Origin of the sequence: Streptomyces sp. NBC_00727 (genome assembly GCF_045161745.1) — a bacterium.
Taxonomy (GTDB): domain Bacteria; phylum Actinomycetota; class Actinomycetes; order Streptomycetales; family Streptomycetaceae; genus Streptomyces.
The window spans coordinates 6,964,346-6,985,963 of record NZ_CP108981.1 but is presented as its reverse complement, the minus strand read 5'-3'; the positions used below and the strand labels follow the sequence as shown (position 1 = coordinate 6,985,963).

Sequence of the window (21,618 nt, the reverse complement as noted above, 5' to 3'; positions counted from 1 at the left end):
CGTGTCCGTCCTCGCCGCTTCCGGCGCATCCGTCATGCCCCCGGATGCCTTCGCCCTCGACGGAATCGCCGCCTGTGCCCGGCGCATCCGGGAACCCGTCCATCTGGTCGGCGGGCCGGACGGGCGTGAGCTGGGGCTCGCGTGCGGTCCCGTGCCGCCGGACCGGGTGCTCGCGACGCTGCCGCCGCTGTACCCCGAATGGCTCGGCGGCCGTACCTTCTGCGAGGCACACGGGGTCCGGTTCCCCTATATCGCCGGTGAGATGGCGAACGGCATCGCGACCACCGCCATGGTGGCGGCGATGGCACGGGCGGACATGCTGGGCTTCTTCGGCGCGGGCGGTCTGGCGTACCCGGAGGTGGAGCGGGCGGTCCACACGCTCGTCCACGAACTGGGCGAGCGGCGGAACTGGGGCGTGAACCTCATTCATTCACCGGCCGAGCCGGAGCTGGAGTCACGCGTCGCCGAACTCCTGGTCCGCTGCGGTGTCCCCCTCGTCTCGGCGTCGGCGTACATGGAGCTGACCCCGGCCGTCGTGTGGTGTTCGGCCCGGGGGCTGCGCCGGGACGCGGGCGGTGGCATCGTCCGGCGTACGCGGATGCTCGCCAAGGTCTCCCGGCCGGAGGTGGCCGAGCGGTTCCTCTCTCCCGCCCCTGCCGGTCTGCTGGGCTCCCTCGTGGCGCAGGGCAGGCTGACGCGGCAGGAGGCGGAACTGGCGGCGTGCGTGCCGGTGGCCGATGACATCACCGTGGAGGCGGACAGCGGCGGGCACACCGACAACCGGCCGTTGTCGGTGCTGCTGCCGAGGATCGCGGCGCTGCGCGACGAGGTGTGCGCGCGGTACGGCTATCGCAGGCCGGTCCGGATCGGTGCGGCCGGCGGTCTCGGCACGCCCGACGCGGTGGCCGCCGCCTTCGCCCTCGGTGCGTCGTACGTGCTCGTGGGGTCGGTGAACCAGAGCGCCGTGGAGGCCGGCCTGTCCGACGAGGCCAAGGCCATGCTGTGCGACGCCGACATCGCGGACGTGGCGATGGCGCCCGCGGCCGACATGTTCGAACTCGGCGTGAAGCTGCAAGTACTCGCCCGGGGGACGATGTTCGCGCAGCGGGCCGGGCGGCTCCACGCGGCGTACCGGGCGCACGACGCACTGGAGGAGATCCCGCCCGCCCTGCGTGCCGTGCTCGAACGCGATGTGCTGCGCGCGTCGTTCGACGAGGTCTGGCAGCACACACGGGCGTTCTGGGAGCGGCGCGACCCCTCGGAGATCACCCGCGCGGAGACGGACCCCAAGCACCGGATGGCCCTGGTCTTCCGCTGGTACCTGGGGAGTTCGAGCCGCTGGGCGATCGCCGGCGAGACATCACGGCGTACCGACTACCAGATCTGGTGCGGCCCCTCGATGGGCTCCTTCAACCGGTGGGTGGCGGGCACACCGCTGGCCGATCCGGCGAACCGGACCGTGGTCGGGATCGCCCTGAACCTACTCGAAGGCGCGGCCGTGCTGACGCGAGTCCACCAACTGCGCACCCATGGCGTCCCGTTGCCCCCCGAGGCGTTCGCCTACGCGCCGTGCGAGCCGGCATGAACGGCCCCGGCTTTCCGAAGCCCACCCCTTCAGGATCCATGCGTTCCTCCCTCCTCGGCCGCAATCCCGTCGCCGTGGTCGGAGTGGGCGCCCTGGTGCCCGGTGCGACGGACGCGGCCGGATACTGGCGGATCGTGTCCGGCGGACAGGACCTGATCACCGAGGTTCCCGCGTCCCGCTGGCGGGTGGAAGACCACTACGACCCGGACCCGGCCGCCCCCGACCGGACGTACGCCCGCCGGGGCGCCTTTCTGCCGGAGGTCGACTTCGATCCGATGGCGTACGGCGTTCCGCCCACCGTCCTGTCGTCGACGGACAGTTCGCAGCTCCTGGCCCTGGTGGTAGCCGACCAGGTGCTGGCGGACGCCGGTGGCGGGGCGCGACCGGCCCCGGACCGGACCGGTGTGGTCCTCGGCGCGGCCGCCCTGGAACTCCTTCCGCACATGTACGGGCGGACGCACCGCCCCGTGTGGCTCGCCGCGCTCCGCGAGAGCGGGTTCGCCGAGGCCGAGGCGCAGGCGGTGTGCGACCGGATCTCGGCCCGGTTCGAGCCGTGGCGGGAGTCGACGTTCCCCGGTCTGCTGGGCAACGTCGTCGCGGGCCGGATCGCCAACCGGTTCGACCTGCACGGCATCAACCACACCACGGACGCGGCCTGTGCCAGTTCGCTGGCCGCCCTGTCCACGGCGGTCGGTGAGCTGGCGCTCGGCCGGGCCGACCTGGTGATCAGCGGGGGCGTGGACACCGGCAACGACGTCGGCATGTTCCTGTGCTTCTCCAAGACGCCCGCGCTGTCCCCCAGCGGTGACTGCCGGCCGTTCTCGGCCGAGGCGGACGGCACCATGCTGGGCGAGGCCGTCGTCATGTACGCCCTGAAGCGGCTGGCCGACGCGGAGCGGGACGGCGACCGCGTCCACGCGGTGATCCGGGGTATCGGCAGCTCATCCGACGGCCGGGGCACCGCGATCTACGCGCCGCTGCCCGAGGGCCAGGCGCGGGCCCTGCGTCGCGCGTACGAGGACGCCGGCTACGGACCGGAGACCGTCGAGCTGGTCGAGGCGCACGGCACCGGGACCAGGGCCGGCGACACGGCCGAACTCGCGGCACTCGGCGAGGTGTTCGGCGCGTCGGGCCGTGCGGACGGGCAGTGGTGTGCGATCGGCTCGGTGAAGTCCCAGATCGGCCACACGAAGTGTGCGGCGGGCGCCGCGGGGCTCCTCAAGGCGGTCATGGCCCTGCGCCACCAGGTGCTGCCGCCGACCGTGAAGGTCGAGCGCCCCAACCCGGCGGCGGCTCTCCCCGACGGTCCGTTCTACGTGAACACCGAGACACGCCCCTGGGTACGTCCGCCCGGTCATCCCCGCCGGGCGTCGGTGTCGAGCTTCGGGTTCGGCGGCAGCAACTTCCACGTCACGCTGGAGGAGTACGTGCCCTCCGGATCCGGTGGCCGCGTGGCCCTGCGCCACCGCTCGGCGCCGAGCGAACTCGTCCTGTTCAGCGGGGGCTCCCCCGCCGCTCTCGTCCCGCCGCCGACGGACGCGGGCCGCCCGCTCGCCGCACTGGCGCGGGAGAGCCACACGTCCTTCTCCCCCACCGACCCCGTGCGGCTGGCCATCGTCGCCGCCGACGGGGAGGATCTGCGGGAGAAGTACGACCAGGCGCTCGCGCTGATCAGGAAGCGGCCCGGCACGGCTTTCGCCACGCCGCAGGGAACCCGCTACGCGTACGGGGAACCGGCTCCCGGTCGCATCGGCTTCCTGTTTCCCGGCCAGGGTGCGCAGTACGTCGGGATGGGCGCCGGGGTCGCCATGCTGTCGCCGGCCGCGCAGGCCGTGTGGGACCGGCTGGGCGGCGCCTCCTTCGACGGCCGGGCGCTGCACCGGGTCGTGTTCCCGCCGCCCGCCTTCACCGATGAGGAGCACGCGGCCCGGCGGGCGCTGCTGGACGCCACCGAGTGGGCGCAGCCGGCGCTCGCGGTGCACGCGCTGGCGCTGCTGGAGGTGGTGCGGGAGCTCGGGCTGCGCCCGGACTGCGTGGCCGGGCACAGCTTCGGGGAGCTGGTGGCGCTGCACTGTGCGGGCGTGCTGGACGCCGGGGCTCTGGTGGGTCTCGCCCGTCGCCGGGGTGAGCTGATGCGGGACGCGGCGGGCACACCGGGCGCGATGCTGGCGGTGGCGACGGACCACGCCCGTGTCGCGGAGGTGCTGGCCGCCGGAGCTTACGGAGACGTCTGGCCCGCCAATCACAACTCCCCCCGGCAGGTGGTGCTCTCGGGCGCGGTCGACGCCATCGCACGCGCAGAGGAGGGCTTCGCCGCCGAGGGGGTGGCGACCAGGCGGCTGGCCACATCGACCGCGTTCCACAGTCCGGTCGTCGCCCCGGCCGCCGAGCCGCTCGCCGCGTACCTGCGTTCGGTGGCGCTCACGGAGCCCCGGATCGAGGTCTACGGCAACGCCGACGCGACGCCGTATCCCTCGGACCCCGGGGAAGTGCGCCGGCGGATCGCCGGTCATCTCGCGTCGCCGGTGCTCTTCCAGGATCAGATCGAGGCGATGTACGCGAACGGGGTGCGGACCTTCGTCGAGGTCGGTGCGGGCCATGCGCTGACCGTCCTGACGGGGCAGATCCTCGGTGACCGCCCGCACGTGGCCGTATCCCTGGAGGGTCCGGGGCGGGCCGGGACCGGCGGCCTGCACGCGGCACTCGGCGAACTCGCCGTGCGCGGTGTCCCCCTCGATCTCGGCACTCTCTGGGCGTCCTACGACCTGCCCGAAACCTCAGCGAAGGAGCGCGAGCCCCGAATGACGGTGAAGATCAGCGGAGCCAACCACGGCCAGCTTCCGCCGCCCCGTGCGGCGGCCGCCGAGCCGGAGCGCCGGCCGTCGCCCACGTACGTACCCGAGCCCGAGACCCAGGTGGCCCCCATGCCCGCGTACGCCCCTGAGTACCCTGCGCCTCCGCAGACCGTCGGGGCAGTCCATGCCCCCGTACCCCTGCCCGAGACCGTCACCTCCCTCGGTCCGGACGTGTACACGGCCGTCGAGCAGGTGCACCGGCAGACGGCGGAGGCCCATGCGGCGTGTCAGCGCATGCTGGTGGACAGCCACATGGCGTTTCTCCGGATGACCGAGACGAGCATGGCCGCGCTGCTCGGCGCGCCTCTGGGAGGGGAAGCGCTCGCCGTTCCGCTCCCCCGTCCCGCGCCGCGGACAGACAGCGCGGTGGTGAACGCGCCCGCGCCCATGGTGACCGTGCCCGCTCCGGCGCCGGAGGCCGTGCCCGTACCACCGGCACCTGTCGTCCCGGCGCCGCATGTTCCGGCGGCCTCCGACGTGTCCCCGTCCCTCTCACCGGAGGAGCTGGAGAACGTGCTCCTGTCGGTGGTGGCCCGGCTCACCGGCTATCCGGCCGAAATGCTCGACACGGGGATGGAGTTGGAGGCGGATCTCGGGATCGACTCCATCAAGCGGGTCGAGATCCTTTCGGCCGTTCGTCGTCAGGTGGGCGATCTCGCGACGGGGGACGTCGGGCACCTGGGGCGGCTTCGCACACTGCGAGAGATCGTCGATGCGCTCGTCGACGTGACCGCGCCCGGTGAGGCGTCTTCCGCCTCTCCTGGTTCCGGTGTCCTGGACCGCGCCGAGCCTCCCGAGGACGTAACGCTTACGCGGCTCGTGCCGCGCCTGGCGGAGTCATCGGCGTCCGGCCTGGTGACGGCGGGCCTGCTGGACGGGCCCGTCGTGGTGACCGGCGGGGGCTCCGGCGGGTCCGGGCTGACCGGCCTGGTCGCCCGCATGCTCGCGGAACGCGGTGTGGACGCCACCGCCGTGGCCGAGGTGCCGTCGGACGCACGGGGTGTCATCCATCTCGGCGGGCTCACCTCGTCGAGCGCACCGGACGAGGCGGGGGAGGTCCACCTGTCGGCGCTCCGTGCGGCGCGCACGGTGGCGGCGCGGGCGGCGGCCGGGGGCGACGTCGTGTTCGTGGCCGTGCAGGACACCGGGGGCGACTTCGGGCTCGGCGGCCGCACGCGCGACCGGGCCTGGCTGGGCGGGGTCGCCGGACTGGTCAGGACCGCGGCGAAGGAGTGGCCCGACGCCTCGTGCAGGGTCGTCGACTGCGAGCGGGGCGGCCGGGACGACGAGGAGGTCGCCGAGGCGGTCGTACGGGAACTGCTCGAAGGCGGAGCCGACAGGGAGGCCGGTCTCCGGGCCGACGGTTCGCGGGCCGTCCCGCGCCTGGTGCCCGCTCCGGTGACGCCTGGCGGGGAAGGCCGGATCACCTCCGCGTCGGTGCTCGTGGCCACCGGCGGAGCGCGCGGCGTCACCGCGGCCGCCCTGCTGGACCTGGCCCGGGCGCACCGTCCGCGGATCGTGCTGGTGGGCAGGACCGACCCGGGCGCCGAACCCGCGGGGCTCGACGCTGCACCCGACGAGCCCTCGCTCACCCGCCTGCTCGCCGAACGCGCGGACGCCGCCGGGACGGGCGCCTCGCCCGCGCACGTCGCGGCGCGGGCCCGGGAGATCCTGGCCGCGCGCGAGGTGCGGGCGACGCTGGCCGCTCTGGAGGCGGCCGGTTCGCCCGTCCGGTACGTCCAGGTGGACGCCCGCGATGCCGACGCACTGGCCGCGGCGCTGCGTGACGTACGTGAGGCATGGGGTCCGGTCACCGGCGTCGTGCACGGTGCGGGGGTGCTGGCCGACAAGCGGATCGCGGAGAAGAGCGACGAACAGGCCGGGCTGGTGATGTCCACGAAGGTGGACGGGCTGCGGGCGCTGCTGGCGGCGACGGCGGACGATCCCCTGGACACGATCGTCCTGTTCTCCTCGGTGGCCGCCGTGTTCGGCAACCCCGGGCAGTGTGACTACGCCATGGCCAACGAGGTCCTGCACCAGGTCGCGTCCGCCGAACAGGCCCGCCGCCCCGACTGCCTGGTGCGGTGCGTGGCCTGGGGGCCGTGGCAGGGCGGCATGGTCACCCCCTCCCTCGCGGCGCACTTCGGCCGGTCCGGGGTGCCGCTCATCCCCCTGACCCAGGGTGCCGCCGCCTTCACCGCCGAGTTGGGCGGCGCGGCCGGTGAGCCCAGGGTCGTCCTCGTGGCCGGCGAGGACCCTGCGGCGATCGCGCCGGCCGGTGACTCGTCCCGGGCCGAGGTGCTGGTCCGCGCGGACTCGCTGCCGCAGCTGGCGGACCACGCGCCGGCTGGCGTCCCCGTGCTGCCCGTGGCGATGGCCCTGGACTGGTTCGCCGGTGCCGCCGCGGCGTGGCTCCCGGCCGCCGGCCCGATCGTCGTGCGGGAGCTGCGCGTGTACAGGACGTGCGCCCTGCCGGACCTGGCGGGAGCGGGTCACCGGCTCACCGTGCTCGGCAGCCGGGGCGCGCCCGGGGCGCCGAAGGGGCTCGACGCGGAACTGCGGGGCGAGGACGGAACGGCGTACTACCGGGCCGTGCTGGACACCGCCGACGACCTGCCGGTTCCGGACGTGTGGGAGACCCCCGACGCCCTGAAGCCGCTCGACGCGGCCGGTCCGTACGAGGGGACGGCTCTCTTCCACGGCCCCCGGTTCCACGCCCTGCGCATGGTGAACGGCGCTTCGGAGCACGGTGCCGAGGCGGTCGTGGCGGGGCTGCGTGCGCTGGACTGGGCAGGCGCGCACGGGCCGCTGGACGCGGCCGCGGTGGACGGTGCGCTCCAACTCGCGCTGCTGTGGGCGGAGGTGGCGCTCGGTGCGCAGACGCTGCCGATGGCGGTCGCGGAGTGCCGGGTGCACCGGCGCGGTCCCGTGGACGGCGAGGTCCGGTGTGTGGTGCGCGGGCGGAAGACGCATGCCACGGGGGCGCGCTGCGACGCCGCGCTGATCGACGCCGACGGGAGTGTCCTGCTGGAACTCGTCGGCGTGGAACTCGTCCGCCGCCCCTCCTGAGCCACATGCCCTTTCCGGCCTTCCCGCCTACTCCGCCGACCGAGTGAGCACCCGCATGGATTTCGAACCGATCGCCGTCGTCGGCCGGGGCTGTGTGCTGCCCGGCGCCCTGGACCCGGACACGTTCTGGGCGAACATCGCGGCCGGCCGCACCAGCCTGTCGGCGGCCCCCGCGGGGCGCTGGCGGATCCCGCGCCCGCAGGTCATGGGCTCGGTGGACGACTCCGTGGACCGCACGTGGACCGAGGCCGGCGGTTACGTCGAAGGGTTCGAGTCCGTCTTCGACCCGGGCGGCTTCACGATCGCCCCGGAGGAGATCCGTGCGCTGGACCCGCTGTTCCACTGGGTCCTGTACGGGGTGCGCCAGGCCCTCACCGAGGCGGGGCGCCTCGGTCCGCTGCCGCGCGGGGGGCTGGTGCTGGGGAACCTGTCGTATCCGACGGAGTCCGGGGCCGCCTTCGCCGAACACGTATGGCTGTCCGCGCAACGGCCGCCACTGCGCGATGCCTTGTTGAGGGGTGCGCGCCGGGCCCGCCCCGATGCCCGTAACCGCTTCTCCTCGGGGCTGCCCGCGGCGCTCGCGGCACGGGCGCTCGGGCTCGGCGCGGGGGCGTGGTCCCTCGATGCCGCCTGTGCCTCTTCGCTGTACGCGGTGAAGCTGGCGTGCGACCGGCTGCACGACGGCACGGCCGACCTGATGGTGGCGGGTGCCGTCAGCCGGCCCGACCCCCTCTACCTCCATGTGGGGTTCTGCGCGTTGTCCGCGACCAGCCGTACGGGCAGGTGCCGCCCGTTCCAGCGGGACGCGGACGGGCTGGTGCACGGTGAGGGCGCCGGGTTCGTCGTCCTGATGCGGCTGCCTGAGGCACGCGCCGCCGGGCTTCCGGTGCTCGGCGTGATCAGGGGGGCGGGGCTCTCCAACGACGGACGCGGCGCCGGGCTCATCAGCCCGTCCGAAGAGGGCCAGGTGCGGGCCATGCGTCTGGCGTACGAGCGGGCGGGTGTCGCCCCCGAGTCGGTCGCGCTGGTCGAGTGCCATGCGACGGGGACACCCGTCGGTGACGCCGTGGAAGCGCGGGCCATGGCGGATGTCTTCGGGGCCGCCGGGGACATGCCCATCGGTTCCGTGAAGTCCAATATCGGGCACCTGCTGGCCTCGGCGGGCATGACCGGGCTACTCAAGGTGCTCGGCGCGCTGCGGGCGGGGGTGCGTCCGGCGACACCGGGCGGGCGACGGCCGCTGGACGTGCTGTCGGGCACACCGTTGCGGGTGCTCGCGGAGCCGGAGGAGTGGACCGGCCCGCGGAGGGCGGCGGTGAGCGCGTTCGGCTTCGGCGGGACCAACGCCCATGTGGTCGTGGACCATCCGGACGAGGTGCGCCGGCCCGTCGTCCCCCGGCCGGCACGCAAGTCGGCGGCCTCGCGGAACCGGGGACCGGTGGCCGTGGTCGCGGTCGGTGCCCGGGTGGGCGACGGGGCGTCCGCCGAGGACTTGCGCCGGGCGGTCCTGGGTGGCGAACGGCGCGGTCCTGTCACGGAGTTCGCCGTGGGGCTGAAGGACCTGTGCTTCCCTCCGCTGGCCCTGGAGCGGACCGTACGCCATCAGATCCTGGTGCTGGAGGCCGCCCGGGAGGCCGCACGGACGGTGGCCCTTCCGCGTGAGCGGACGATGGTGGTCATCGGGATGGGCGTGGACCCGGAGGTGGGGCGCGCGGGTGCCCGCTGGCGGGTGCCGCACTGGCTGGAGGAGGGCGGGCGGGCCGCGGCCGTGCCGGCGGACCGGGCGCGGGACGCGTTCGCCCCGGCGATGACGGCGGAGGGGGTGGTGGGGAGCATGCCGAACCTCGCGGCGAACCGCATCAGCACCCAACTCGATCTCGGAGGGCCGGGATTCACGGTATCGGCGGAGGAGGCGTCCGGGCCGGTCGCGCTGGAACTGGCGGCCCGGGCACTGCGTGCGGGCGAGGCGGACGCCGCGCTCGTGGGCGCCGCCGACCTGTCCTGCGAGGCAGTGCACCGGGCGGCCCTGCGGGAGCTGGGGCACGGGTGCGAGCCGGGGGACGCGGCCGTCGTCCTCGTACTCAAGCGCCTGGACACCGCGCGCAGGGACGGTGACACGGTCGTCGCGCTGCTCGACGAGAGGGGTGACGACGAGCCCGACATGGTCATCGGTGACGGCCCCGACGCGGTGTTCGACCCGTCGGCGGCCTTCGGGCGTGCCCATGCCGCGTCCGGGCTGGTCTCCGTCGCCGTCGCCGCGCTGGCACTCCAGCACCGCGCGGTGCCCCGTCCGGACGGGCCCGCCGACACCGGGGCGGTCCCCCACACCGCGCGGGTCGTGGTGACGCCGATGGAGGGGCCCGCCGCGCACGTGCGTCTGCGTGCGGGTGACGCGCGGCCGTGGCTGCGGGGGCCGGTCCCGGGTCTGCACGTGTATTCCGGTGCGGACCGCCGGGAGGTCCTGGCCGCGCTGGACTCCGGTGTGCGCTCCACTGCGGGCCCGGCGCGGCTGGCGTTCGTGGCCGATGGCGGCCGTGTGTCCGCGGAGCGCAAGGACGCGGCCCGTCGCTGGCTGACCGGGGGCGGGGCGCGGCCGTCGGGTGTGCGGTACCGGGACCGGCCGGTCGACGGGCGGACGGCGTTCGTCTACACCAACGGCTCGGCCGCGTACGAGGGCATGGGGCACGAGCTGATGCTCGCGCTGCCCTCGCTCGGCGAGGCTGTACGGGACACCCACCACGACGTCGGTACGCGGTTCCGGTCCGGGCCGCGCCACGGGGTGCTGCGGCAGATCTGGTCCGCCGCCGAACTGGCGGTCTGCCACACGGTGTTCAGCCGGGAGGTGCTGGGCCTTCGTCCGGACGCCGCACTCGGCTACTCCTCCGGCGAGTCGACCGCACTGGTCGCGCTGGGGGCCTGGCCCGATGCGACGGGGCTGTACGAAGCGACCCGGGACAGCGGCCTGTTCACGACCGAACTCACCGGCGAACTCCGTGCGGTGCGGCGCCACTGGCAGCGGCACGGCATCGCGGGGTCCCGTTGGTCGAGCTACTTGGTCGGCGCCGGGGCGGAGGCCGTCCGCGCCGCACTGGCCGGTGAGCGGGCCGTCCACCTGATGGCGGTGAACGCGCCCGGACTGTGCGTCATCGGCGGCGAGTCCCGGGCGTGTGCGGCCGTCGTGGCGGGGCTGGGCGCGGAGTTCGCCGTCGAGCTGGACTACGACGTGGCGGCCCACGCACCGGAGCTGGCGGAGGTCCGCGAGGTGTGGCGCGCGGCCCATCACCGGCCCACCTCTCCGGTGCCTGGTGTGCGGTTCTACAGCGGGGCCACCGGGCAGGCGTACGTGCCGACGGCCGACCGGGCGGCCGACGCGATCACCGCTCAGGGCATGGGCACGATCGATTTCGCGGCCACGGTCGAGCAGGCGTGGGCGGACGGGGTCCGTGTCTTCGTCGAGCACGGGCCGCAGAAGCTGTGCACGGGCTGGATCAAGCGGGTGCTCGGTGACCGGGAGCATGTGGCCGTCGCCCTGGACTCCCCGGGGGACACCGGTCTGCGGCAGCTGTGCCTCGCGGTGGCCGAGCTCGTCGTCGCCGGAGTGCCGGTACGCACCGAGGAGTTGCTGGGGCGGCTCGCGGACGCCGCCACGGAACTCCCGGATCCGGGTCCCACCGTGACCGTGCGGCCGGTCCCGTCTCCGTGTCTGCCCCACGCGGAGCCTCCGGTGACGGTCCTGCCCCGGGCGCCCCGGCTGGCCCCGGTTCCGGCCCCCGGGCCGAGGCGTCCCGCGGCCTCCCTCGTGCCGCGGACACGCGCCGCGGAGGACCGCCCCGGCCGTCCGGCGCCTGCCGTCGCGGAAGGCGCCGACGGCGCTCGGGCCGCCGCCGGGCTGGGACAGCGGGCCGCCGAGCTGCACCGGGAAGTGATGGCCCGCCACACCGACAGCCACCAGCGCTTCCTGCGCATGTCGGCGCTGGCCGTCACCGCGTTGACGCGCGCCGGAACACCGGCCCGCACCCCGGGCCCCGTACGCCCGCTCGACCTCACCGCGCACCGCGCTGCCGCCCCGCTCGCGCTGCCGGCCCCACAGCGGCCGGAGTCCGGAGGGCCGGCACGTCCGTCGGAGCCACCGGCCGCACCGGAGCGGTCCGACCCGGGCCCCGGGCCGACGTTCGACCGTGCCCAGCTGGAGTACCTCGCGAAGGGGAGGATCTCCGCCCTGTTCGGCCCCCGGTTCGCCGAGCAGGACCGATACGCGGTGCAGACCCGCATGCCCGGACCGCCGATGCTGCTCGCCGACCGCGTCACCGGCATCGACGCGGTGCCCGGGGCGCTGGCTCTGCCGGGGCCGGTCCGCACCGACGGCAGAATCTGGACGGAGACCGACATCCTGCCGGACAGCTGGTACCTGGACTCCACGGGCCGCATGCCGTCCGGCCTGCTGATCGAGGCGGGGCAGGCCGATCTGCTCCTGCTCAGCTGGCTGGGCGCCGACCTCCTGAACCGGGGCGAGCGCGCCTACCGGCTGCTCGGATGCGAGGTCACCTTCCACGGTGTCCCGCCGGGCGCCGGGGACACCCTGCGCTTCGAGATCCACATCGACGGTCACGCGGAGGCCGATGGCGTGCGGCTCGCCTTCTTCCACTACGACTGCTTCGTCGACGGCGAGCTCCGGCTCAGCGTCCGCGAGGGCCAGGCCGGCTTCTTCACCCCGGCGGAGCTGGCCGACGGCGGGGGTGTCCGGTGGGATCCTGCCGGGCATCCGCCCGGTGACGGCCTGCCGCTCGACCCGCCCGCCGTCCCCTGCGAACGGAGGCGATTCGACGCGGAGGCGCTGCGGGCCCTGGCGGGAGGGCGGCCCGCGGACTGTTTCGGCCCCGGCTGGGAGGCGACCGCGGCCCATGTCCGCTCGCCGCGGCTCGACGGGGAGCGGATGCGGCTGCTGGACGAGGTGAGCGAGTTCGATCCGGCGGGCGGGCCGTGGGGCCGGGGGTATCTGCGCGCCGAGACCTCGTTGGGGCCGGACGACTGGTTCTTCGCCGGGCACTTCCACAACGACCCGTGCATGCCGGGCACCTTGATGCTCCAGGGGGGTCTCCAGGCGATGGCCTTCTATCTGACGGCCATGGGGTACACGGTCGCGCGGGACGGCTGGCGCTTCGAGCCGGTGGATGGGCAGCCCTACCGGGCCATGTGCCGGGGCCAGGCGACCCCGGAGGACGGACGGGTCGTCTACGAGGTGTTCGTACGGGGTGTCTCGGCCGGTCCGGTGCCGACGCTCCACGCCGATGTGCTGGGCTCCGTGGACGGGATGAAGGCGTTCCTGGGGCGTGGCATGGCCCTGCGGCTGGTCCCGGACTGGCCGCTGACGCAGTGGCGGCACGCGGGTCCGCCCGCCGTGCAGACCGGCGGGACCCCGCTGCCGCTCCCCCGGCTGGGCGGGCTCGCCGGCCATCGCGAGGAGAAGCCGGTGGCCACGGCGGCCGACGGGTTCCGGTTCGACTACCCCTCGCTGCTGGCGTGCGCCTGGGGCAGGCCGAGCGAGGCATTCGGTCCGATGTACGAGCCCTTCGACGGCACACGTGGCGTGGCGCGGCTGCCCGGTCCGCCGTACCACTTCATGAGCCGGATCGTCTCGGTGGACGGGCCGCAGGGCGGGATGCGGGAGGGCAGTCGTGTCGTCGCGGAGTACGACGTGCCCGAGCGTGCCTGGTTCTTCGAGCAGAGTGGTGGCCGCACCATGCCGTTCGCCGTCCTCATGGAGGTCGCGCTGCAACCCTGCGGCTGGCTCGCCTCGTACGTGGGCAGCGCGCTGACCACGGAGGTGGACCTGCTGTTCCGCAACCTCGACGGGACGGGAACGGTCACCGGCGAGGTGACGCCGGCGACGCGCACGGTGCGTACCCGGGCCGAGCTGACGCGGCTCTCCCGTAGCGGGGAGATGATCATCGAGTCGTTCCGGGTGTCCTGCACGGCGGACGACGTGCCCGTGTTCGCGATGGAGACCGTTTTCGGGTTCTTCCCCCGGTCGGCCTTCGACGACCAGCAGGGTGTCCCCGTCACGCCGGACCACCGCGCCCGCCTCGCCGAGCCCTGCGACCGGGCCGTCGACCTGACCACCCGGCCCGACCGCTACTGCGCCGGACGGCTGCGTCTGCCGGGGCCCATGCTGCTGATGCTGGACCGCGTGACCGGCTACTGGCCGGAGGGCGGCAGCGCGGGGCTCGGGCGGCTGCGGTCGGAGAAGGACGTGCGCCCCGGCGCCTGGTTCTTCCGGGCCCACTTCTTCCAGGACCCGGTGCAGCCGGGCTCCCTGGGGGTCGAGGCGATGTGCCAGCTCCTGCAGTTCTACCTGCTCGAGCGCGATGCCGCCGAGGGCATGCCGCGCCCCCGCTTCGAGCCGGTGCTGCCGGACCGGGAGACGGCGTGGACGTACCGCGGCCAGATCACCCCGGCCCATCGGCTGATCCGGGTGGACATGGACATCGTGGAGAACGGCCGGGACGCGCTGGGGCCCTACGCGGTGGCGGACGCCACGTTGTGGGGCGATGACACCTGCATCTACCGCGTACGGGGGCTGGGCATGCGGGTGGTCTCGGCGCCGGCCGGGTGAGGAGGCGGGCGCCCCGGGTGCCCGCCTCTCCTTGACCTCAAGTTCGCTTGAGGTCCTAGCGTGTTGCCCGGTCAGTCATCTGCCGACGGGAGAACACGTTCATGATCCTCGTGACCGGAGCCACCGGGAACATCGGAAGCGCACTGCTGAAGGAGCTGCACGGCCACGGCGCGGGCCCACTGAGAGGACTCACCCGGAATGCCTCACGGGCCGCACTCCCCGCCGGAGTCGCACTGTACGAAGGTGATTTCGGGGTGCCGGAGTCGCTGGAACCCGCGATGGCCGGGGTTCGCTCGATGTTCCTGCCGTCGCGCGTGGGCCCGGACGCGGACATTCTCGCGGCGGCCCGGCGCGCGGGTGTGGAGCATGTGGTGCTGGTGTCGTCCATCACCGTCCGGACCCATCCGCACCTCGGGCCCGCCGCCGAGAACCTGGCGGTCGAGCGACTGCTCAAGGACAGCGGCATGGCGTGGACGATTCTGCGGCCGACCCAGTTCGCCTCGAACGCGCTGATGTGGGCCTCGTCGATCCGCGCAGGGGAAGCGGTCCGCGCACCGTTCGCGGACACCGGGCTGCCCACGATCCATCCCGCGGACATCGCGTCGGTGGCCCGGGTCGCACTGACCGAGCCCGGTCACCGGGGGCGGACGTATGCCCTGACCGGTCCGGAGCCGGTGTCCGCCAGGCAGCAGGTGGAGGCCGTCGCGGCGGCCGTCGGGCGGGATGTGCCCTTTGCCGGGATCAGCCGGGAGGAGGCCCGCGCCTGGATGGCCGACGTCTTCGGGGAGGAGGCGGCGGACGCGGTCCTCGATGTCACGGGCGGCGACGTCAACGACGAACTGCTCGCCGTACGCGACACCGTCGCACACGTCACCGGGGCGCCGGGCCGAACGTTCCGGCAGTGGGCCGAGGAGAACGCCGACGCCTTCCGCTGAGGGCTGACCGTCGCCCCTTGCCTCGGCTGTGCCGCCCCGGCGCGGCGGCGGGGCTCACAGAGCGATGAGCCCCGCCGCGGTCTCCCTGAAGCCGCACGCGTCGAAGTAGAACGGGCGCAGGTGCGCTTCGAAGTCGACGTGCAGCCACTCGCACCCCGCCGCACGACTCCCCTCGACGGCCGCCGCGACCAGCCCGGCCCCCACCCCCTTGGAACGGCTGCCGGGCGCCACGACCGTATCGAGAACGAACGCGTGGACCCCGCCGTCCCAGGCGACGTTGACGAAGCCGGCCAGCAGGCCGTTCTCCCGGGCGCAGACCCAGCCGAGGCTGTGGCGGTGCAGCCGTGCCCGCCAGTCCGTGTGCCCGGCCGGGTGGCCGAACCCTTCCGCGTGCAGCTTTTCGAGGGCCTCGTCGTCGATGTCGCCCCGCCACTCGTATGTGATCGCCATCCCCTCACTCTGCCCCGGATCCGGCCCGGTTTCGACTCTCCGCGTAAAACCCTTGCTCAATGGTCAAGAAACGTTGACCATTGAGTACATGCCAACCGACGAGCTTCCCGAGACGTTTCACGTCACCACGGACGAGCAGCTGCGCGCCGTCTCCAATCTCACGCGTCACCGGATCATGGCCGTTCTCCGCTTCGAGCCCGCGACCATCACTCAGATCGCCGGGCGGGTCGGCCTGGCGAAGGGGAGTTCGAGCTATCACGTACGGCTGCTGGAACGGGCCGGCCTGATCAAGGTGGTACGGACGCGGAAGGTGCGGGGGGTCACCGAGCGGTATTACGCGATGGCCGCACGGTCCGTCGAGCTGCCGGACCCGGGTGAGGGCGGGCCGGATGTGCTGATGCGTCACGCGGTGGCGGACCTGGAGGCCTCGCCGGCGGGCGGTGACCGGCATGTCCGGATGGCCCATCTGCGGCTGACCGACGAGCAGTTCGCGGAGCTGGGGGCGCGGCTGCAGGCGCTGGCGGACGAGTACCGGGAGCTGTCCGACCCGGCACTGCCGGACACCTCGCTCGTCTTCGCGCTGTTCCGCCCCGCACCGGTCAGGAACTCCGAGGGGGAGGTCAAGTGAAAGCGAGAGCAACGAAGTTGCCGACCGGGTTCGGGCGGCTGTGGACCGCTCAGACCGTCTCCTCACTCGGTGACGGGGTGACGCACGCCGCGCTGCCGCTCATCGCGTTGACGCTGACGCGGGATCCGATGGCGCTCGCCGTCGTCACGGCCGCGGGGACGCTGCCGTGGCTGTTCTTCGGGATACTCGGCGGTGCGCTGGTGGACCGCTGGGACCGCCGGCGCACGATGTGGGTCGCGGACACGGTACGCGCGGCGCTGCTCGCGTTACCAGCGGTGGCGGCCGGGCTCGACGCACTGAGCATCCCCCTGCTCGCGATCGTCGCCTTCCTGCTCGGCCTCGGCGGGCTCTTCTTCGACACGGCCGCCACGGCGTATCTGCCGGACCTGCTCACCCGCGACCCCGCACTCCTGGAGCGGGCCAACTCCCGCCTGCGCGGCGCCCAGACCGCGATGTCCGGCTTCGCGGGGCCGCCCGCGGGCAGCGCGCTGCTCGCGCTCGGGCGGGCGGTTCCGCTGGTCGCCGACGCGGTGTCGTTCGCGCTCTCCGCACTGCTCGTACGTACGCTGCCCGCCATGCCCCGGCCCGCGCCGGAGGCCCGCGAGTCCCTGCTCACGCAGGCCCGGGCCGGTGCGTCCCACGTCTTCCGGAACCAGTTGCTGCTCGGGCTCGCGCTCCGCCCCGCGGTCGGGAACATCGCCTTCCTCGCCGTGGAGACGGTCCTCGCCCTCTTCGCCCACGACCGCCTCGGCATCGGCGCGTACGGTTTCGGCCTGCTCCTGACCGCGGAGGCGACCGGCGGCCTGCTCGGCGCGGCCATCGCCTCCCGGCTGGGCCGGCGCCTCGGCACCGGCACGGCCCTGACCTGCACGGCCGCCGTCGAGGGCCTGGCGATCCTGGGCCTGGCGTCCTCCTCCAACCCGTACGCGGCCGGGGCGGCGCTCGCCGTCTGCGGGGCTGCCATGGGCGCGACGATGGTGCTCGGGCCGTCCCTCCGGCAGGCGATCGTCCCGGGCCAACTCATGGGCCGGGTCGCCTCGACCTCCCGCATGCTCGCCATGTGTGCCGCCCCCATGGGAGCCTTCCTCGGCGGCTGGCTGGCCACCGCGTACGGCATCCGCACCCCGCTCTACGCCGCCGCCGCGCTGCTTCTGACGATGACGGCCGTCACCGCGTCCATGACGAACAACCGCCGCGTCGAAGCGGCGCTGAGTGCCGCCGCCCCCGCCGACGCCCCGGACCGGCCGTCAGCCGGGGAGACCACCCGGGCGTGCGCGCCCGGCCCGGTGTGAACGCCTGCCGCCCGCCCGCCACGTGGGCCACGTAGCGGGCGGGCGCGTTCACTTGCCCTGTTCGGCCAGCGTGTGCGCGACCAGTGCGTTGGCGTGGCCGTGGCCGAGGCCGTGCTCGGTCTTGAGCCAGGAGACGAGTTCCATGTGCTTGGTCAGGCCGGACGCGCGGATCATCTCCTTCCACTCGTCGATGGGGCGGCCGTACTTCTTCTCGATGGAGGGGAAGTAGCTGGCGGGTCCCTTGGCGGGTGCGGTCATGCCGTTGCCTCTTTCCGGTGTGGGTGTCTGTGATCCGTACTGGTCAGCGGGCGTGCTCGCCGCCGAAGAAGTCGGCGAGGGCCGGCGCCAGCGCATGCGGTGCGATGGTGTGCTCCTCGCCCGGGAAGACCCGCAGGGTGAAGTTGTCACCCGTCGCGGCCAGTTCGCGGGCGCCTGTCAGCATGTGGGGCGCGCCCGCGTCTCCGCTGCCGACGAGGACGGGCACGGTCACCGACGCCCAGCGCTCGACCGGAAGCGGGCGACCGGACATGGTGTCGCCCATGATCCGGCCGTCGTACGGGAGGGTGTGGGCGACGGCCTCCATGCCGGCCCAGAACGAGGCCTGGCGCATGCCCGCGACCGCCTCGCCGGGCAGGCCGAGCGCCGCCGTCATGAAGTAGGCGGCGGCATCCCCGTAAGCCTCGCGGCCCACGAGGTCCGTCAGGTGCTCCACGTAGCCGGCGGGCAGCGGCGGCCGGCTGTCGTCGGTGATGAACGGCGGCTCGTACAGCGCGAGACGCGGGACGGCGCTCCCCCGGGCCGTCGCCTCCAAGGCGAGCACCGCGCCCGAGGACATCCCGAAGAGCATCGCAAAACCGCCGCCCGGGCCCTCGATGAGCGCGTCGATGTCCTCGATCTCACGCTGCACCTCGTATGCGGGGCCGTCCCCGCTGTCGCCCCGGCCTCGGCGGTCGTAGGTGATCACCGTGAAGTCCCTGGCCAGCAGTGCGGCGAGCTCTGCGGAAGCGGCCCGGGTCATGAAGGCGCCGCCGACGAGCACCACCGCCGGGCCCGAGCCCTGCTTCTCGAACGCGATGGCCGTGCCGTCGGCGGAGACGACCTTGTCCACAGTCCTGCTCATGCGAAATCCCCCATCGATGTGCCGTTGACATGGCTCGCAGGCCGCAGCGGTCAGCCGCGGACTGGAACTGGACGGTACAGTACTCACATGAGTACTGATCAGTCCAGTACTCTGCGGGTGGCAGGCAGACGCGGACGTGGAGAGGGAGCTGATGATGGACAGCCGGTCAGCGGGCAAGCACCAGGCGATCCTGGAGGCGGCGACCGACGTGTTCCTGAAGAAGGGATACGCGGGGACGAGCATGGACGACATCGCGAAGCTGGCCGCGGTCTCCAAGCAGACCGTCTACAAGCACTTCGCGGACAAGGAGAAGCTGTTCGCCGAGATCGTGCTGGCCACGACGGACCGCATCGACGCCATGGTCGACATGGTGGCCGACATCCCCGCCGACGCGGACGCCCTCGACGAGAACCTGACCCGGCTCGCCCACCAGTTCCTCACGGCCCTCACCCGGCCCCAGGTGATCCAGCTGCGGCGCCTCGTCATCGCCAACGCCGACGCCTTTCCGGAGCTGGGCGCCGCCTGGTACGAGCAGGGCTTCGAGCGGGTCCTGGCGACTCTGGCCGACACCTTCCGGCGTCTCACCGACGAGGGGCTGCTCAAGACCTCCGACCCCGTCCTGGCCGCCCACCACTTCGCCGGGCTGCTGCTGTGGATCCCGGTGAACCAGGCGATGTTCCACGGCAGCGGCCGGCACAGCGACGCCGACCTGGAACGCTACGCACACGGCGGCATCCGCACCTTCCTGGCCGCCTACGCGTAAGACCCCGGCGCCGGTGGCGCAGATGGCGTCGGCCGTGTCCGGGGTGGCGATGCGGATGACCGGCGTGGCGCTGCCGTCGGCGAACTGCCGGAAGGTGACGCCGCTCCGTGCGCCCAGCCCCGGGGCGGCTACACCTGGCCCGTGGCGAACAGTTCGAGGTGTCCGCACTTGGGGCAGCGGAACGCCTCGATCTGCCGGCGCGGACGCCCCATGCGCTTGGCGCCGCCGAAGACCCCCCGCTCCAGCGCACCCTCGATCCAGCGCGCGTACCCGCGCGAGTGTTCGCCGGCGTCTTCGATGAAGCCGTCCTCCAGACCGACGGTTCCGCAGTGGGTACACCTGAGGTTGTTCATGCCGCGAGTGTAGGGAGCGGGCCGTCCCGAAAGGCTCGTGGACCGTCAACGGTTGCGTGACCGATACGCACATCACCTCGCCCCGTGGGTGGACCGCGCCGAACAGGAGCGCGACGGCGGCGGACGGATGCCCTGCGCCCGGCCGGGGCAGACTGCCCGTGACCGCCACCACCGTGCGCACCAGAACCCCGGAGTCGCAGATGTCCCAGACCGGCCGCCTGTCGGATGTCCTCGTCTACACCCGTACCGCGGCCTACCGCCACGACTCGATTCCGGCGGGGCGGGCGGCCCTGGGTGAGCTGGGTGAGGAGCACGGGTTCGGCCTGGAGGCGACCGAGGACCCGTCGGTCTTCACGGACGCGTCCCTGGCGGGGCGCGGGGCGGTGGTCTTCCTGTCCACCAGCGGGGACGTGCTCACGCCGCAGGGGCGGGCCGCGCTCCAACGGTGGGTCGCGGGCGGCGGCGGCTTCATGGGGGTCCATTCCGCCGCGTGCACCGAGTACGACTGGCCGTACTACGGTGAGTTGGCCGGCGCGCGCTTCGCCGGCCATCCCGCCTTCCAGCCCGGCACCGTGCAGATCGAGGACCCGGACCACCCGGCGATGCGCCACCTGCCGCAGCGGTGGGAGTGGAAGGACGAGTGGTACGACTTCCGGAGCAACCCGCGCCACCTCCCCGGTGTGCGAGTCCTGGCCACGATCGACGAGGCGTGCTACGAGGGCGGCGGCATGGGGGCGGACCACCCGCTGGTCTGGTGCCAGGAGTCCAGCGAGGGCCGCTCCTTCTATACGGCGCTGGGCCATGCGGAGTCGGCGTACAGCGACCCGGCCTTCCGCGCCCATCTCCTCGGTGGGCTGCGGTGGACGGCCGGCTGCTGAGCGGACGGAAAAGGAGGGGACGGGGGTGGCGCCTTCTTGGCAGGATGTCCGGGCTCAGCTCCCCATGCGATTGGACCCACCCGCCATGCCCCGCGCCGTCACCCTCATCCGCTCGGCCGCCCTGTCCGATGTCGCCGAGTACGCGTACGCGGCCACGGCGCCCGCCGAGTCCCGGCTCATCTTCCTCGCCGGGGCGTGCCCCCTGAACGCCGACGGCTCGACGGCGGCCGCCGGGGACTACGCGGGCCAGGCGCTCAAGGCCGTCGAGAACATGGAGGTCGCCCTGCGTGCCGCCGGCGCCTCGCTCCAGGACGTCATCAGTACAAGGGTCCTCGTGGCATCGAGCCGCCGGCAGGATCTGGTGACGGCCTGGAAGATCGTACGGGACTCGTTCGGCGAGCACGACGTCCCCAGCACGCTGATGGGTGTCACCGTGCTGGGCTACGCGGACCAGCTCGTCGAGATCGAGGCCGTGGCCGCCGTACTCGACGCCTGACGCCGGATGGTCGCGGGCCGGGCTACGGGGCCGGAGGCCGTACGCCCATCCACTGAGCGGCGCCCCACGCCTCGAAGCGGTGGATCTCGGTGAAGCCGAGCTTCTCCGCGAGGCGCATCGAGCGGGTGTTGGCGGTCTGGGTGAAGAGGGTGACGGGCTGGCCGGGGCATGTCTCGGTGAACCAGTCGAGCACCGCCGCGCACGCCTCGGCGGCGTACCCGTGGCCCCACGCCTCGGGCAGCAGCAGGTAGCCCAGCTCGGCCTTCCCCGCGTCCGGGCGCACCGCGTCCGGGTCGTCCAGGTCGCGGTGCTTGAGCTCGACGGTGCCGATCATCGCTCCGCCGCGCTCGATCACGAAGCGGCCGGCGCCCTTTCCCGGTGTCTCCGCCAGGGTGCGCTCGCACTCGTCGCGCGGGCGGGCGCCGCCCAGGTAGGTGTGGACCTCCGGTGAGGAGAGCAGTGCGACGAAAGCCGCTCGGTCCCGGCTCTCCGGCTCGCGCAGCACGAGTCGCTCGGTGCGTATCGGGGCAGGCGGCCAGGGAAGGAAGTTCGCTTCAGCCATGGCCGGGGACCCTATCCCA

14 protein-coding genes are annotated in these 21,618 nt (G+C 73.6%); 9 read left to right on the top strand and 5 right to left on the bottom strand.

The genetic code is table 11. The features are described from left to right. Nucleotide 1: 1 nt before the first annotated feature. The 4 genes from OG242_RS31450 (at nt 2) to OG242_RS31435 (ending at nt 15,057) form a co-directional block, all read left to right on the top strand. Complete coding sequence (locus tag OG242_RS31450) at nt 2–1,585, top strand: PfaD family polyunsaturated fatty acid/polyketide biosynthesis protein (protein WP_405901395.1); 1,584 nt, start codon at nt 2–4, stop codon at nt 1,583–1,585. A gap of 38 nt (nt 1,586–1,623) precedes the next feature. Beyond that, entirely contained in the window at nt 1,624–7,509 is a 5,886-nt protein-coding gene (locus OG242_RS31445) for an SDR family NAD(P)-dependent oxidoreductase (RefSeq protein WP_405901394.1), read from the top strand. A 55-nt stretch (nt 7,510–7,564) separates the two neighbouring features. Next, complete coding sequence (locus OG242_RS31440; RefSeq protein ID WP_405901393.1) at nt 7,565–14,122, top strand: beta-ketoacyl synthase N-terminal-like domain-containing protein; 6,558 nt, start codon at nt 7,565–7,567, stop codon at nt 14,120–14,122. 101 nt (nt 14,123–14,223) lie between these two features. Beyond that, entirely contained in the window at nt 14,224–15,057 is an 834-nt protein-coding gene (locus OG242_RS31435; protein ID WP_405901392.1) for an NAD(P)H-binding protein, read from the top strand. Nucleotides 15,058–15,111: 54 nt separating this feature from the next. Here OG242_RS31435 and OG242_RS31430 read toward each other — a convergent pair whose 3' ends face one another. Beyond that, a complete protein-coding gene (locus OG242_RS31430; RefSeq protein WP_405901391.1) occupies nt 15,112–15,507 on the bottom strand; it encodes a GNAT family N-acetyltransferase in 396 nt (131 codons plus the stop codon). Between the two features lie 88 nt (nt 15,508–15,595). Between OG242_RS31430 and OG242_RS31425 the strand changes: the two genes are divergently transcribed. Both OG242_RS31425 and OG242_RS31420 read left to right on the top strand, forming a co-directional pair. Then, a complete protein-coding gene (locus tag OG242_RS31425) occupies nt 15,596–16,135 on the top strand; it encodes an ArsR/SmtB family transcription factor (RefSeq protein WP_405901390.1) in 540 nt (179 codons plus the stop codon). Between the two features lie 17 nt (nt 16,136–16,152). Further along, nucleotides 16,153–17,427: an MFS transporter gene (locus OG242_RS31420; protein WP_405901776.1), complete on the top strand. Its 1,275-nt coding sequence runs from the start codon at nt 16,153–16,155 to the stop codon at nt 17,425–17,427. Between the two features lie 48 nt (nt 17,428–17,475). On the opposite strand, the gene OG242_RS31415 is transcribed toward OG242_RS31420, so the two are convergent. After that, the gene (locus OG242_RS31415; protein ID WP_405901389.1) at nt 17,476–17,685 is read right to left on the bottom strand and encodes a DUF4287 domain-containing protein; all 210 of its coding nucleotides are present in this window, start codon (nt 17,683–17,685) and stop codon (nt 17,476–17,478) included. A 43-nt stretch (nt 17,686–17,728) separates the two neighbouring features. Beyond that, entirely contained in the window at nt 17,729–18,547 is an 819-nt protein-coding gene (locus OG242_RS31410) for an alpha/beta fold hydrolase (protein ID WP_405901388.1), read from the bottom strand. 154 nt (nt 18,548–18,701) lie between these two features. Here OG242_RS31410 and OG242_RS31405 point away from each other — a divergent pair, with 154 nt between their 5' ends. Next, nucleotides 18,702–19,310, top strand: a complete 609-nt coding sequence (locus OG242_RS31405) for a TetR/AcrR family transcriptional regulator (RefSeq protein ID WP_405901387.1) — start codon at nt 18,702–18,704, stop codon at nt 19,308–19,310. A 128-nt stretch (nt 19,311–19,438) separates the two neighbouring features. Here OG242_RS31405 and OG242_RS31400 read toward each other — a convergent pair whose 3' ends face one another. Next, a complete protein-coding gene (locus OG242_RS31400) occupies nt 19,439–19,663 on the bottom strand; it encodes a hypothetical protein (protein ID WP_405901386.1) in 225 nt (74 codons plus the stop codon). A 200-nt stretch (nt 19,664–19,863) separates the two neighbouring features. Between OG242_RS31400 and OG242_RS31395 the strand changes: the two genes are divergently transcribed. Together OG242_RS31395 and OG242_RS31390 are read left to right on the top strand one after the other, a co-directional pair. Beyond that, nucleotides 19,864–20,541, top strand: coding sequence for a ThuA domain-containing protein (locus tag OG242_RS31395; protein ID WP_405901775.1), 678 nt, complete (start codon nt 19,864–19,866; stop codon nt 20,539–20,541). A gap of 85 nt (nt 20,542–20,626) precedes the next feature. Next, the gene (locus tag OG242_RS31390) at nt 20,627–21,037 is read left to right on the top strand and encodes a RidA family protein (protein WP_405901385.1); all 411 of its coding nucleotides are present in this window, start codon (nt 20,627–20,629) and stop codon (nt 21,035–21,037) included. A 22-nt stretch (nt 21,038–21,059) separates the two neighbouring features. On the opposite strand, the gene OG242_RS31385 is transcribed toward OG242_RS31390, so the two are convergent. Continuing rightward, entirely contained in the window at nt 21,060–21,599 is a 540-nt protein-coding gene (locus OG242_RS31385) for a GNAT family N-acetyltransferase (RefSeq protein ID WP_405901384.1), read from the bottom strand. Nucleotides 21,600–21,618 lie beyond the last annotated feature (19 nt).

Bases quoted from the DNA above. Each gene is read 5' to 3' on its own strand.
- OG242_RS31445 (WP_405901394.1), top strand. From the start codon at position 1,624: ATGCGTTCCTCCCTCCTCGGCCGCAATCCCGTCGCCGTGGTCGGAGTG.
- OG242_RS31440 (WP_405901393.1), top strand. From the start codon at position 7,565: ATGGATTTCGAACCGATCGCCGTCGTCGGCCGGGGCTGTGTGCTGCCC.
- OG242_RS31435 (WP_405901392.1), top strand. From the start codon at position 14,224: ATGATCCTCGTGACCGGAGCCACCGGGAACATCGGAAGCGCACTGCTG.
- OG242_RS31430 (WP_405901391.1), bottom strand. From the start codon at position 15,507: ATGGCGATCACATACGAGTGGCGGGGCGACATCGACGACGAGGCCCTC.
- OG242_RS31425 (WP_405901390.1), top strand. From the start codon at position 15,596: ATGCCAACCGACGAGCTTCCCGAGACGTTTCACGTCACCACGGACGAG.
- OG242_RS31415 (WP_405901389.1), bottom strand. From the start codon at position 17,685: ATGACCGCACCCGCCAAGGGACCCGCCAGCTACTTCCCCTCCATCGAG.
- OG242_RS31410 (WP_405901388.1), bottom strand. From the start codon at position 18,547: ATGAGCAGGACTGTGGACAAGGTCGTCTCCGCCGACGGCACGGCCATC.
- OG242_RS31405 (WP_405901387.1), top strand. From the start codon at position 18,702: ATGGACAGCCGGTCAGCGGGCAAGCACCAGGCGATCCTGGAGGCGGCG.
- OG242_RS31400 (WP_405901386.1), bottom strand. From the start codon at position 19,663: ATGAACAACCTCAGGTGTACCCACTGCGGAACCGTCGGTCTGGAGGAC.
- OG242_RS31395 (WP_405901775.1), top strand. From the start codon at position 19,864: ATGTCCCAGACCGGCCGCCTGTCGGATGTCCTCGTCTACACCCGTACC.
- OG242_RS31390 (WP_405901385.1), top strand. From the start codon at position 20,627: ATGCCCCGCGCCGTCACCCTCATCCGCTCGGCCGCCCTGTCCGATGTC.
- OG242_RS31385 (WP_405901384.1), bottom strand. From the start codon at position 21,599: ATGGCTGAAGCGAACTTCCTTCCCTGGCCGCCTGCCCCGATACGCACC.